Origin of the sequence: Marinobacter sp. LM1 (assembly GCF_042763285.1) — a bacterium.
GTDB classification, from domain to species: domain Bacteria; phylum Pseudomonadota; class Gammaproteobacteria; order Pseudomonadales; family Oleiphilaceae; genus Marinobacter; species Marinobacter nauticus.
This window is the reverse complement of sequence record NZ_CP114373.1, coordinates 1,786,371-1,799,300: the sequence shown is the minus strand read 5'-3', so window position 1 is coordinate 1,799,300 and position 12,930 is coordinate 1,786,371. Positions and strand designations below refer to the sequence as shown.

Here is a 12,930-nt window from a genome sequence, read left to right as displayed (position 1 = left end):
TTTCCATGAAAAGAATGTTGATCAATGCAACTCATCCCGAAGAGTTGCGCGTCGCGCTGGTTGACGGCCAACGGCTGTTCGACCTTGATATCGAATCCAGTACCCGCGAACAGAAAAAGGCCAACATCTACAAGGGCCGCATTACCCGGGTAGAACCCAGCCTTGAAGCGGCTTTCGTTGACTTTGGCGCAGAGCGCCATGGCTTCCTGCCCCTGAAAGAAATCTCCAAAGAGTATTTCAAGAAGTCGCCCGGGCAGATTGAGGGCAAAATCAACATCAAGGATGTTGTCTCCGAAGGCCAGGAAGTGATCGTTCAGGTCGACAAGGAAGAGCGTGGCAACAAGGGCGCTGCCCTGACCACCTTTATCTCCCTGGCTGGCCGCTACCTGGTGCTGATGCCCAACAACCCCCGCGCCGGTGGTATTTCGCGCCGCATTGAAGGCGAAGAACGGACCCAGCTGAAAGAAGCGATGAACGGCGTTCAGGTGCCGAAGTCCATGGGCATTATTGTGCGTACGGCCGGCATTGGCCGCACCACCGAAGAGCTCCAGTGGGACCTCGACTACCTGGTACAGTTCTGGGAAGCCATCACCCAGGCGGCCGGCGAGCGCAAGGCTCCTTTCCTGATCCATCAGGAAAGTAATGTGATCATCCGCGCCGTGCGCGATTACCTCCGCCAGGACATCGGCGAAGTCCTGATCGACGCCGAAAGCGTGTACGAAGACGTTCTGAGCTTCGTTCGGGCGGTCATGCCCACCTTCGAGAACAAGATCAAGCTGTACAAGGACGAAATCCCTCTGTTCAGTCGTTACCAGATCGAAGGCCAGATCGAAACGGCGTTCCAGCGCGAAGTGAAACTGCCCTCCGGCGGCTCGATTGTCATCGACCCGACCGAAGCCCTGGTGTCCATTGACATCAACTCATCACGGGCCACCAAAGGCCAGGACATTGAAGAAACGGCCCTGCAGACCAACCTTGAAGCGGCCGAAGAAATCGCGCGGCAACTGCGCCTGCGGGATATGGGCGGTCTGATCGTTATCGACTTCATCGACATGACGCCAGCCAAACACCAGCGGGAAGTCGAGCAGAAGATGCGTGAAGCGCTGGAACTCGACAGGGCCCGCGTTCAGGTTGGCAAGATCTCTCGTTTCGGCCTGCTGGAAATGTCACGTCAGCGTCTGCGCCCCTCACTGGGCGAGACCCGCAGCGAGGTTTGCCCGCGCTGTGAAGGCCAGGGCACCATCCGGGGTATCGAATCTCTGGCGCTGAGCATCATGCGCCTGATCTACGAGGAATCCTCCAAGGAGAAGACCGCAGAAGTACGAGCCATGGTGCCGGTTTCTGTGGCCACCTTCCTGCTGAACGAAAAACGCAAGCAGCTGGCCGACATTGAAGCCCGTCAAGGCGTAGCGGTTGTGGTCGCACCTGTGCCCAACATGGAAACGCCGCACTTCGAGATTCTGCGCCTGCGTCAGGACGAAACCTCTCCAGAGCATGTCTCCAGCCATCAGGTAGCTCAACAGTACAGCGAGCGCGAGGAAGAGGCAGCCGTAGAAGTTGCAAGTGCCGAGAAACCGGTGCGCGAACAGGCCGCCGTGAAAGCTATCCGCCCCTCTGCGCCAGCCCCAGCACCGACAGCCGCTGCGCCAACGGCTGCTACTGAGCAGGAAGAAGGCCTGTTCCGCAAACTGGGCAAGAAGATCGCGTGCTTCTTCCGGGGCGAAGAACCGGAGCAGGAAGCCAGCCGCGACACCAACCGCAACCGGAGTGAAGAGCGTCGGAACCAGGCCCGCCAGGATCGCCGCAAATCCCGCGTTGCCCGCGATGACCAACGCACCGGCGGCAACCGCAGCGGCAATGATCGCCGTCAGGGTAGCCAGCAGAACCGTGGCGATGACAACCGGGGCCGCAATCGTGGTGGCCGTGGTGACGATCAGAATCGCGGTGAACGTGGTGGCCAGAACCGTTCCAACCGGGACGACCGCTCTGGCGACAGCAAGGGCAATGACAACCGCCGGGACAACCGCAAGGACTCCCAGGGCCGCGGCCAGAACCGGAACCGTCCCCAGCGCGACCAGAAAGGCCCGCAGGACAACCGGGAACAGCAGGAATCCCAGAAGGGACCTTCCAACGACAAGCAGGGCGGTGACGACAAGCAACGCAAACCACGCCGACAACGTAACCGGGACGGCTCGCCCGCCGAGACTCCGGCATCAACGCCAGCAGAACGCAAAGCGGAACGCAGCGAGAAGCACCAGAAAGATACCCAGCCGGAAAAAGCGGCTGACAAGACAGCTCCTGTGGACGCTAAAGCCAGTGAGTCGCGCGTAGATAAAGCCGAGCAACCGGCCGCAACAACGCCGGAAACCAAAACTGCGCCAGAGAGCCGCAAGCCTGAACAACAGGAAATGGCCGAGAAGCCGGAGACCAAAACCGAACAGGCCGAGCAGAAAGAGGCTCCCTCAGCAGAAGACAAGCCTGAAGCAAAGGATGAGAGCAGCCGCAAAGAGAAGTCTGACGGCCGCAGAGGCCGCAGCTCAGGCCGCCAGCGCAAGCCTCGCTCTGCGGATAGCGCTGAAAAATCCGGTGCTGCCGAAGACAAGGGTGACAAGGAGAGCTTGCCGGCAGAAGCCGAGCAGAAACAGGCCGCCAAGCCTCAGCGTACCGAGCAGGTCACCGCAACAGAAGCCGAGCAGCCTGCAGAAAAGGCCAGCGCCGAGCCTGCCAAAGCCGAAGACAAAGAACCGGTCAAGGCAGAGACCAAGGCACCCCGGCAAGCCAAGGCTGACTCACCGAAGGCGTCTGAGCCGGAAACCGGCGCGGCTTCTGATCAGAAGGCTGCCGAGGATAAAGCCGACAAGGCGCCGGAACAGAAAGCCGAGGCCGCTAAAACCGAGCCGGAAGTAGATACGGCGCCCGAGAAGCAGGCCGGATTCAGCAGCGAAAAACCCGCGGACAAACCGGAGCAGCCTGCAGAGCCCGTAAAAGCCGAGCCAGCTCCGGCCAGCGAAAAGCCAGCGGAGCAGAAAGAAGAGACTCAGGAAGCCAGTGCATCGGAAGCTATCCCGGTGACTCCGGGCCGGGCCTATAATGACCCAAGGGAGGTCCGCAAGCGCCAACGCGCGGCCGAAGAAGCCAAAAAGGCAGAAGAGGCCAAGCAGGCCGGGAGCAACTGATCATGCTGAGCAACTCGGACATCGAAGCGCTGGAAGACATTCTGTTCGCAGAACCCTGGGGAGATCATGCCCTGGACTTTTTCGGGTTCCATGGCGTGGTGTGTGCCAGCGTGATCGGGCCGGTCAGCCTGAAGGCGGAAGACCTCTTCCGCCTTGCCACAGGCACAGATCAGTTGCCGGATACCGGCATTCCCGACACGTTTACCCATTGTGTAAATGAGCTTGCACGGGATATGGCCCACGCCCTGGATATGGGCCAGCCACTGGAGCTGCCGGAGCCAGAAGACGGCGACCCGATGAATGCTCTGGAAAACTGGTGTGCGGGCTTCGTCGATACCTTCCTCGAGCATGAGGAGGCCTGGCTGCAGGCTGCGGATGAGGATGAAGTCGCTGACCTTATGGTGCCGATGCTGACACTGTCTGGCCTGTTTGAGGACGAGGACTTCCAGAAAGTCCGGAATGACGAGAAGCTGTCAGCCAAGATGGCAGAGGCCATCCCGGACTCGCTGACCGACCTCTACCTGTTGTTCCACGCGCCGGATTGAAGCCTCAGGCCTCAATCGGTTGCCGAAAATGATGCCAGACGGGCTCCAGCCCCTCTGGCATTTTCATTATGCGCCCCAGCTCACACCAGGGAGCTCCCGGGAAGTGAAAATCACTGCCCTGAGAGGCCCAGAGTTTTTCCCGCCGCGCCAGCTCGGCCACAAAACCCAGATCGCCACTGGATTGGCCCGACACTGACACCTCAATGCCCTGCCCTCCGGCACGGCCGAAATCCGCAGTTAATGCCCGTAAACGGGTTGCTGTGAGACGATATTTCCTGGGATGCGCCAGCACAGCAATCCCGCCGGCCGCCACGATCCATTGCACCACCTCCGGCAACTCCGGCCAACACGCCTTTACATCTCCTGGCTTGCCAGTTCCCAGATACCGTTTAAATGCGTGCGCCACCTTGGGTACAACACCGTCTTCCACCAGAACTTCGGCAAAATGCGGGCGCCCGGGCACGTCCCCTCCGGCCACTTTCGTCGCCCGCTCAAGAAGCTGGTCTACGTTCAGGCGGCTTAGCCTGTCGGCGATCATCCGAGCCCGCTGCCAGCGGTTTTCGTTCTGGCGCTCAAGTGCGGCGAGAAACGCAGGATCACGTTCGTCAAAATCGAGCCCGACCACATGAATGGTATGACTGCGCCAGACACAGGAAAGCTCCACGCCGTTAATCAGGGACAAACCGGAACCTGACGCCGCACCTCTCGCCACCTCGAGACCTGCGATGGTGTCATGATCGGTCAATGCCAGATGGCTAACCCCCTGCTCAACGGCTCTGGCTATCAGGGCCTCTGGAGACAGCGCGCCATCGGATGCTGTGCTATGGCAATGCAGATCAATGCACGTTCTGGAGTCTTGGGGTATAGTCACGAACAATCCTGAATAACGAAACGGGCACCAGTGTATCAGCCTTCAGGCAGTGCCCCTAACCTCAGCTGATCACCGATCGGAGAACCCATGTATTACGCCATCATCAGCGAAGACATTGCCAACAGCCTGCCCCTGCGCAAAGAAGCCCGGCCTGCCCACCTGGCCCGACTGGAACAGCTCAAGGCCGAAGGCCGGTTACTGGTAGCTGGCCCCCATCCGGCCATTGATTCGCCCGATCCGGGCGAAGCAGGCTTCAGTGGCAGCCTGGTCATCGCTGAGTTCGAATCGCTGGAGAAAGCTCAGGCCTGGGCCGATGCCGATCCCTATGTCGATGCCGGCGTGTATGAAAAAGTAATCGTCAAACCCTACAAGGTAGTGCTGCCCTGAACAAAGCGGCCGCCAGCATGAGCGGATTGTAACGCTGTGGTGCTTGAATAGCGGCCACCTTGTGACAGAATTGCGGGTTTAAATCATCAGTAATATCACTATCAGGGAACGTACTCCGTGACACCGCTCCGTCTCCTTTTCAGCCTTGTGCTTATTGTCAGCTCCGTTTCCGTTGCGCAGGCGCGCACCGTCTGGGTCGATGATCAACTCTACCTGCCTGTGCGCTCGGGCGCCGGCACGCAGTACCGTATCATCGAAAATGCCCTCCCCAGTGGCACGCCGCTGGAGGTGCTGGAGACCGGTGACAATTACACCCGCGTACGCACGCCGAAAGGGACGGAAGGCTGGGTTGCGAGCCAATACCTGAGTAACGAACCGATCGCAGCTGATCAGCTTCATCGGGTCAGTCGTCAACTGGACGAAACCCAATCTGAGCTGGCTGAAGCTCGTCAGCAACTGGCCGCCGTTACCGAAGAACGAAATTCTCTGCAGAATGCCGAGAATAATCTTTCCAATCGGGCGGAAGACCTGCAAACTGAACTACAACGCATCAAGAATATTGCCGCTGACTCCATCAATCTTGAGCGTCGTAACCGTGAATTGCGCGAAGAAAACCAGAAACTGCGGAATGATCTGGAAGTACTGACAGCGGAAAATGAGCGTCTTGAGGCCAGCAAAGAATCTGATTTCATGCTTCTGGGCGCGGGCCTCGTGTTTGGCGGCGTACTGCTGGCCCTGATCATTCCCATGCTCAAACCGACAAGAAAAACCGACAACTGGGCGTAAAGGTGATGAAAGATTACTCTGAGAAGCGCGACTTCCATCGTATGCAGGTGAACAGCACCATCACGATTATCGGCAACGATGGTGAAATCCACACCGGTATCTGCCGGGATCTCAGTGCCGCCGGTATGCAAGCAGCAGTGGAACGACCGTTCAGGATTGGCGAGGAGCTGAGAACCCGAATGGAGTCCGCTGGAGATCAGTTCCCGCCCCTGGAGACGCTCGGCGAGGTGGTGCGTTGTGAGCCTGATGGTGATGGTTATCTGCTCGGGATCAACATCATAGAAGTAACCCAATAAAAAACGGCGGCCCAAAGGCCGCCGTTTTTGTCTGTGCCGAGGCCGCGGCTTAAACCAGCGGCTTCTCGGAGACGATGATGCCATTGTTATCGGCATACACGTACTGCCCGGGCTTGAACGTCACACCGTGGAAGGTCACCGGGATATTCAGATCACCGATACCACGCTTTTCAGTCTTGCGCGGTACGGTACCCAGGGCCTGAACGCCCAGATTAGTCTGTCCAATCTCATCTACATCACGGATGCAGCCATAGATGATCAGGCCAGCCCAGCCGTTTTCCGCGGCTTTCTCGGCCAGCATATCCCCCAGCAGGGCATTGCGCTTGGACGCGCCACCATCAACCACCATCACGCGGCCGTTCCCGGGCAGCCCAACCTGCTCTTTCACCACTGAGTTGTCTTCAAAACACTTCACGGTCACGATCTCACCGCCGAACTGGCGCACGCCACCGTAATTATTGAAGCCAGGTTCGACCACCTGCACTTCCGGAAATTCGTCACACAGATCCGGAGTAATAATCTTGCTCACGTTGTCGCTCTCCTTTTCCCAAGTGTTGGTGATCAGTCGATCTTCTCGTCGGCCAGGAAGAACCAGGTATCGAGTACCGAATCCGGGTTCAGAGACACAGTATCAATGCCCTCATCCATCAGCCACTTGGCCAGATCCGGATGATCTGACGGGCCCTGACCACAGATGCCAATATACTTACCGGTTTTCTTGCAGGCCTGGATAGCGTTGGACAAGAGCGCCTTTACCGCATCGTTACGCTCATCGAACAGGTGGGCAATGATGCCAGAATCCCTGTCCAGACCGAGCGTCAGCTGAGTCAGATCGTTGGAACCAATGGAGAAGCCATCAAAGTGCTCCAGGAACTGCTCCGCCAGAATGGCATTGGCCGGCAGTTCACACATCATGATGACCCGCAGGCCGTTCTCACCACGCTTCAGGCCGTTTTCCGCCAGCAGATTCACCACCTGCTCAGCTTCGCCGACAGTCCGTACGAACGGCACCATCACTTCAACGTTGGTCAGGCCCATTTCATTGCGGACTTTCTTCAGAGCCCGACACTCAAGCTCGAAACAGTCGCGGAAGGTATCGGAGATATAGCGCGACGCTCCGCGGAAGCCCAGCATCGGGTTCTCTTCGTCCGGCTCGTACAGAGTGCCGCCAATCAGATTGGCGTACTCATTGGATTTGAAGTCGGACAAACGCACAATCACTTTCTTCGGAGCGAACGCCGCTGCCAGGGTGGAAATGCCTTCCACCAGCTTGTCCACGTAGAAATCCACCGGTGAGGCATAGCCGGAAATGCGCTTTTCCACGGTCTGTTTGATGTCACGGGGCAGACCGTCAAAGTTCAACAGCGCTTTCGGGTGCACGCCGATCATCCGGTTAATGATGAACTCAAGGCGGGCCAGGCCCACACCTTCATTGGGCAGCGCCTGGAAGTCAAAGGCTCGGTCGGGGTTACCCACGTTCATCATGATCTTGAACGGAATGTTGGGCATGGAGTCCACGGTATTCTCACGCAGCTCGAAGTCCAGAGCACCCTCGTAGATCATACCGGTGTCACCTTCGGCGCAGGAGACGGTCACGTCCTGACCATCCTTGAGCACCTCGGTGGCATCGCCACAGCCCACAACCGCCGGAATACCCAACTCCCGGGCAATAATGGCCGCATGGCAGGTACGGCCGCCACGGTCGGTAACAATGGCGGAAGCCCGCTTCATCACCGGCTCCCAGTCCGGGTCGGTCATATCGGTAACCAGCACGTCGCCAGCCTGTACCCGGTCCATTTCGTTAATGCTGGTGATGATCTTCACCGGGCCACTGCCGATCTTGTGGCCGATACTGCGACCTTCCACCAGCACTTTGCCGGTTTCCTTCAGCAGATAACGTTCCATCACATTGGCAGCTGCGCGGCTCTTGACCGTTTCCGGCCGGGCCTGAACGATGTAGATCTTGCCGTCATCACCATCTTTAGCCCACTCAATATCCATCGGGCGCTGGTAATGCTTTTCAATGATCATGGCCTGCTTGGCCAGTTCTTCCACTTCCGCATCGGTGATGGAAAAACGATTACGGTCTTCCTGCTCCACCTTCACGGTTTCAACAAACTTACCCTCACCCGGTTCGGAATGGTAAACCATCTTGATGGCCTTGCTGCCGAGGTTACGGCGCAATACCGACGGACGTCCGGCTTCCAGGGTCGGTTTGTGTACGTAGAATTCGTCAGGGTTTACGGCACCCTGCACCACAGTTTCACCGAGGCCGTATGAGGAGGTAATAAACACCACATCGCGGAAACCGGACTCGGTATCCAGGGTGAACATAACACCGCTGGAAGCGGTTTCACTGCGAACCATCTTCTGGATACCGGCAGACAACGCTACCAGCTTGTGATCGAAACCATGGTGCACGCGATAGGAGATCGCCCGGTCATTAAACAGGGAGGCAAACACCTCCTTCACCGAGGTACGAACCTGCTCCAGACCCACCACGTTCAGGAAAGTTTCCTGCTGGCCGGCGAAAGAGGCATCAGGAAGATCCTCGGCGGTGGCGGAGGAACGCACCGCGACAGCCATCTGATCGTTACCGGCCTGAAGCTTGGCATAGGCTTCTTTCAAGGCGTTATCCAGAACTTCCGGAAACGCGGTGTCGATTACCCACTGGCGAATCTGGGAGCCAACCCGCGCCAGTTCGTTAACGTCGTTGACATCCAGGGCATCCAGGGCTTCGTCAATGCGGTCTTTCAGGCCGTCGGTGGCCAGGAATTCACGGTAAGCATGAGCAGTGGTAGCGAAACCGCCAGGGACGGTAACACCAGCATTGGCGAGATTACTGATCATTTCACCGAGGGAGGCATTCTTGCCTCCAACCCGGTCTACGTCGGACATTCCCAGGTGGTCAAACCAGATAATGTAATCTTCCAAAGCGTGTCTCCCTTGAGTCTGTGTAGCGCGGAGTCTCGAATCTGGCGTGTATGATACTGTAAGCTGCGGAAATTACCTAGGGAGGCAACCAAAGACTCCCGGGAACAAGTTCAAACCAGACCGGATACGACCATGAAAAGAACGGCGTTTTTTATCTCTGATGGCACTGGCCTTACGGCAGAAGCGCTCGGCCATGCCCTTTTGGCGCAGTTTGAAAAAATCGAGTTTGAGCGGGTTACCGTGCCCTATATCGACGATGAGGAGAAGGCCCGGGATCTTGTCAGCCGCATCAACAAAGCGTCGGAAATCGATGGGGAACGGCCGCTGGTATTCGACACCATCGTTAATGGCGGCATCAGGGAAATCATCAGCCGGGCCGACGGCTTTATGGTAGATATCTTCGGAACCTTCCTGAACCCTCTGGAGCAGGAACTCAACTCGTCGTCCTCCTACTCCGTAGGCAAATCCCACTCCATCAATAACGCGGGCAGCTACGAGCGTCGGATCCACGCAGTCAACTTTGCGCTGGACAATGACGACGGTGCCCGCACCCGGCATTACGACGAGGCCGACCTGATTCTGATCGGAGCATCCCGCAGCGGTAAAACGCCCACTTGCCTGTACCTGGCCCTGCAGTATGGCATCAAGGCCGCCAACTATCCGATTACCGAAGAAGATCTGGACGACCAGAAGATGCCCGCCGCGCTCCGGCCCCATAAGGAAAAACTGTTTGGCCTGACCATCGAACCGGAACGCCTTGCCACCATTCGTAACGAGCGCCGGCCAAACTCCCGCTACTCGTCGCTGCAACAATGCATGCATGAGATTGAAGAAATCGAATTAATGTACAAGCGGGAGCGGATTCCCTATCTGAATACTACGGCGTATTCCGTTGAGGAAATCTCGACCAGAATCATGGTGACAACGGGCCTGAAGCGGCACCGCTGAGGCAGGAAACCCGGCAGAGAGCCAATGGCCCTCTGCCAGTCAGATCAAAGTTCCTGAATGTCCATGCCAAGCCCTTCCACAACCGCACGGTTGTCGGGGCTTGTCACCACGGCCACATTGGCCTTTTCAGGCGCAAGCCAGGTCTTGGCCACGCGCTTAAGCTCGTCCAGAGTGACACCAAGAACCCTCTCACGGAAACGTGCGCGCTGCTCCGGCGTACGCCCGAACAGCCTGTTGTGGTAAGCATGGCGAGCCGCTCCGGCTGGCGAGCGGGGGCGGTCGAGTTGGCCGATCACACCCAGGATAGCCTCTTCCAGAGCCTGGTGCTCATGCGCTTCGCTGTACAACCAGTTCAGCGCTGCATCGAAGTCATCCAGGGTTTCCGCAAGGCGTGGATCGCGATAGGAGAAGAACCGGAAAACACCATTCACGCTGTCCTGGCCGGCGCCACCACCGTAGGCCCCGCCTTTTTCACGGATGGCCCGGTGCAGATAACCGTTCCGGAGAAAGCCTCCCAGTACCGTCAGCGCAGCCGCATCGGGATGATCCACCGCAACCGTCGGGTAGGCTTTGGCACAGAAATTGACCTGGGTAGATGTCAGCCAGGCCTCCCGGGTGTTGTAGCTGACCGGCTCCATGGACCAGTTACCCTCACCCTCTGCAGACACTCCGCTCCAGCAAGTGCCCAACTCATCCAGCATGGGCGACAACTGGTCGTCCTCACCAATCAGCAGGAACTGGCGGTTCTGGCTGCGAATACGGTTGTGCAGCGCGGCCAGCTTGCCACAGAAATCGGCCAGGCCGGCTTCATCTTTGAGCTGCTGATCAAGCTCCTTGGTACCACGAATTCCAGCCAGACCACCCAGACGGTACGACAACCAGGCACCGGAACTGACGCCCTGAGCCGCTGCGCCCATGGCCAGGGCATGCCCGCTGCCCGTCACCGCCTGCTCACGGCGAGCCCGGATCTGGGCAATGATCTCACGAACACGCTCTTTTTCGTCAAAACGGGCCCCGGTGTAGACATCCTTCAGCAGACGGGTCAGCGCTTTGCTGTTGCGGCTCAGCGCCTTGCCACTGAAAATCAGATAGCCGGTCATGGCCTGAACATCATCAATCTGCCCCTTGGCAGTAAAAGAAGCGCCGATGCCGCCAGATTCCGCAGAAATACGATCCTGCATTTGCAAGTAATCCAGCTCTCCACACCCCACTTCGGAAATCAGAGTGGTGTAATAAGGCAACAGCAACAGTTCGTCTTTGCTCAGAGCCGGCAGCGGTAGCACCACCTGCTGATACACCAGGCCATTAGTGCCTCGGGAATAAACGGTCGCACCGGTTTCGGCATCGTACCGTCCCTCCGGCTCCGGCATCTGCAGCGGCACATCATCCAGCCCAACCTTGGGCAGTATGGAATCATCATCCTTGCGCATCTGGCGCTCTTCCAGTGCCTGAGCACGCTGCACAATATGGCTGATATCATCGTCGGACAGCTCCGCCTTGCGCCGGGCAAGGGCATCCTTGATGGCCTGCTGACGACGGCCTTCGAGTTTTTCATCCGGGCGCAAAGTCAGGGTTACCCGGTGCGGGTTCTCCAGCAACTTGCGCCGGATCAGCCCGGGCACATACTCGGGATCCTTGATCTTTTCCCTCAATGTCGCCAATACCGGCTCGAGATCCAGCAGTTCCACCGGATCACCACCATGAACCATGGGGGCAATCGCGCTCATGATCAGTTGCAAGCCGTAGGGGAACTGGTCTCCGGCAATCTCCCGCTGGTGCAGTTCCAACTGATGCAGGATGGCCTCGAGGCGCTCCTGGCTGACACCGTCATCCACCACCTTCTGCAGCGTAGACTCAATCAGCTGTTCCAGATCCGCCCTGCGCTCCGGCTCGCTGCCCTCAATACCGCAAACGAAGGTCATTTCCCGGTTGGAATCCTCCAGCCCGCACATGGGAGACGGCGCATGGCCCAGGTCTGTGGTTTCCAGCGCCCGCATCAACGGCGATGCGCTGTTTTCCAGCAAGACGGCAGACAATAACTGGCCTTCAAGATTTTCCTGCAGGTCGAAGCTGTGGCCCAGCAACCACCCCATCACAATGTGGGTCTTGTTGTCGGTGCTCTCACCTTCATTTACCGCATAGCCCTGCTCTACCCGGACCGGCGCGAACATGCGCTTCTCGTCTTTCACCGGCAGTTCAATATCCAGCCGATCGAACCGTTTCAGCGCCAGCTCTTCAAACTTCTCGTGGTGTTCCCGGGCCGGGATATTGCCGTAGGTCGCAAAAATCGCATTGCTCGGGTGGTAGTGGTGGCGATAGAACTTCACCAGGTCGTCATAACTCAGATCGACAATATGGTCCGGCTCGCCGCCGCTGTTGTAGTGATAAGTCGTGGTCGGGAACAGATGGCTGGTCAGGTTCTGCCAGAGCTGGGAGGTAGGTGCACTCATCGCCCCTTTCATCTCGTTGTAGACCACACCCCGGTAGACCAGGTCGCTGGATGGGTCATCCGGCTTGTCAAATTCCAGGCGATGACCTTCCTGTGCAAAATCCAGCGGGTCCAGCTTGGAGAAGAACACGGAATCCAGGTACACCGACAGCAGATTATCGAAGTCCTTGCGGTTCATGCTGGCAAAGGGATAAGCAGTCCAGTCGCTGCTGGTGAACGCGTTCATGAAAGTGTTCAGGGAGCGGCGAATCATCATGAAGAACGGATCACGCACCGGGTAACGCTCACTGCCGCACAGGGCGGTATGCTCCAGGATGTGGGCGACACCGGTCGAATCCATCGGGAACGTTCGCAAAGCAACGAAGAATACGTTCTCGTCGTTATCCGCCGCCAGGTGAAGATGGCGTGCACCGGTCTTTTTATGGCGATACTCCTCAACCTCAAGGTTCAGGGTGCCGATCCGGTGACTGCGAAGTTTCTCAAAAGCCGGATGGATTGCGTTGTCAGTCACTGCAGCCATTAAAAAATCCTGTGTATA

10 protein-coding genes are annotated in these 12,930 nt (G+C 57.9%); 6 read left to right on the top strand and 4 right to left on the bottom strand.

Going from position 1 to position 12,930, the window contains the following annotated elements:
* The first annotated feature begins 5 nt into the window (after positions 1–5).
* Both rne and OZ656_RS08395 read left to right on the top strand, forming a co-directional pair.
* A complete protein-coding gene (rne, locus tag OZ656_RS08400) occupies positions 6–3,176 on the top strand; it encodes a ribonuclease E (RefSeq protein WP_278350930.1) in 3,171 nt (1,056 codons plus the stop codon).
* A 2-nt stretch (positions 3,177–3,178) separates the two neighbouring features.
* A complete protein-coding gene (locus OZ656_RS08395; protein ID WP_014421126.1) occupies positions 3,179–3,721 on the top strand; it encodes a YecA family protein in 543 nt (180 codons plus the stop codon).
* A gap of 4 nt (positions 3,722–3,725) precedes the next feature.
* On the opposite strand, the gene OZ656_RS08390 is transcribed toward OZ656_RS08395, so the two are convergent.
* Positions 3,726–4,592 carry a PHP domain-containing protein gene (locus OZ656_RS08390; RefSeq protein WP_031210468.1) on the bottom strand — a complete coding sequence of 289 codons (867 nt, stop codon included), beginning with the start codon at positions 4,590–4,592 and terminating at the stop codon, positions 3,726–3,728.
* An 87-nt stretch (positions 4,593–4,679) separates the two neighbouring features.
* Here OZ656_RS08390 and OZ656_RS08385 point away from each other — a divergent pair, with 87 nt between their 5' ends.
* The 3 genes from OZ656_RS08385 (at position 4,680) to OZ656_RS08375 (ending at position 6,061) form a co-directional block, all read left to right on the top strand.
* The gene (locus tag OZ656_RS08385) at positions 4,680–4,979 is read left to right on the top strand and encodes a YciI family protein (protein ID WP_011785354.1); all 300 of its coding nucleotides are present in this window, start codon (positions 4,680–4,682) and stop codon (positions 4,977–4,979) included.
* A 117-nt stretch (positions 4,980–5,096) separates the two neighbouring features.
* Positions 5,097–5,765 carry a TIGR04211 family SH3 domain-containing protein gene (locus OZ656_RS08380; protein WP_153740328.1) on the top strand — a complete coding sequence of 223 codons (669 nt, stop codon included), beginning with the start codon at positions 5,097–5,099 and terminating at the stop codon, positions 5,763–5,765.
* A 5-nt stretch (positions 5,766–5,770) separates the two neighbouring features.
* On the top strand, positions 5,771–6,061 hold the full coding sequence (locus OZ656_RS08375; RefSeq protein WP_153740329.1) for a PilZ domain-containing protein: 291 nt from the start codon (positions 5,771–5,773) through the stop codon (positions 6,059–6,061).
* A gap of 49 nt (positions 6,062–6,110) precedes the next feature.
* Here the strand turns inward: OZ656_RS08375 and rraA are convergent, their stop codons facing one another.
* The gene (rraA, locus tag OZ656_RS08370; RefSeq protein WP_023009926.1) at positions 6,111–6,590 is read right to left on the bottom strand and encodes a ribonuclease E activity regulator RraA; all 480 of its coding nucleotides are present in this window, start codon (positions 6,588–6,590) and stop codon (positions 6,111–6,113) included.
* A 32-nt stretch (positions 6,591–6,622) separates the two neighbouring features.
* The gene (gene ppsA / locus OZ656_RS08365; protein WP_011785358.1) at positions 6,623–8,959 is read right to left on the bottom strand and encodes a phosphoenolpyruvate synthase; all 2,337 of its coding nucleotides are present in this window, start codon (positions 8,957–8,959) and stop codon (positions 6,623–6,625) included.
* A 168-nt stretch (positions 8,960–9,127) separates the two neighbouring features.
* Between ppsA and OZ656_RS08360 the strand changes: the two genes are divergently transcribed.
* Positions 9,128–9,943 (top strand): pyruvate, water dikinase regulatory protein, encoded by an 816-nt coding sequence (locus OZ656_RS08360; protein ID WP_011785359.1) that lies wholly within the window; start codon positions 9,128–9,130, stop codon positions 9,941–9,943.
* A 44-nt stretch (positions 9,944–9,987) separates the two neighbouring features.
* On the opposite strand, the gene OZ656_RS08355 is transcribed toward OZ656_RS08360, so the two are convergent.
* Positions 9,988–12,912: an insulinase family protein gene (locus OZ656_RS08355; protein ID WP_199452191.1), complete on the bottom strand. Its 2,925-nt coding sequence runs from the start codon at positions 12,910–12,912 to the stop codon at positions 9,988–9,990.
* Positions 12,913–12,930: the final 18 nt, after the last annotated feature.

What these genes read in the sequence shown, in the direction of transcription:
- OZ656_RS08375 (WP_153740329.1), top strand. Translation starts at nt 5,771, where the DNA reads ATGAAAGATTACTCTGAGAAGCGCGACTTCCATCGTATGCAGGTGAAC.
- ppsA (WP_011785358.1), bottom strand. Translation starts at nt 8,959, where the DNA reads ATGTCCGACGTAGACCGGGTTGGAGGCAAGAATGCCTCCCTCGGTGAA.
- OZ656_RS08385 (WP_011785354.1), top strand. Translation starts at nt 4,680, where the DNA reads ATGTATTACGCCATCATCAGCGAAGACATTGCCAACAGCCTGCCCCTG.
- OZ656_RS08355 (WP_199452191.1), bottom strand. Translation starts at nt 12,912, where the DNA reads ATGGCTGCAGTGACTGACAACGCAATCCATCCGGCTTTTGAGAAACTT.
- OZ656_RS08395 (WP_014421126.1), top strand. Translation starts at nt 3,179, where the DNA reads ATGCTGAGCAACTCGGACATCGAAGCGCTGGAAGACATTCTGTTCGCA.
- rne (WP_278350930.1), top strand. Translation starts at nt 6, where the DNA reads ATGAAAAGAATGTTGATCAATGCAACTCATCCCGAAGAGTTGCGCGTC.
- OZ656_RS08360 (WP_011785359.1), top strand. Translation starts at nt 9,128, where the DNA reads ATGAAAAGAACGGCGTTTTTTATCTCTGATGGCACTGGCCTTACGGCA.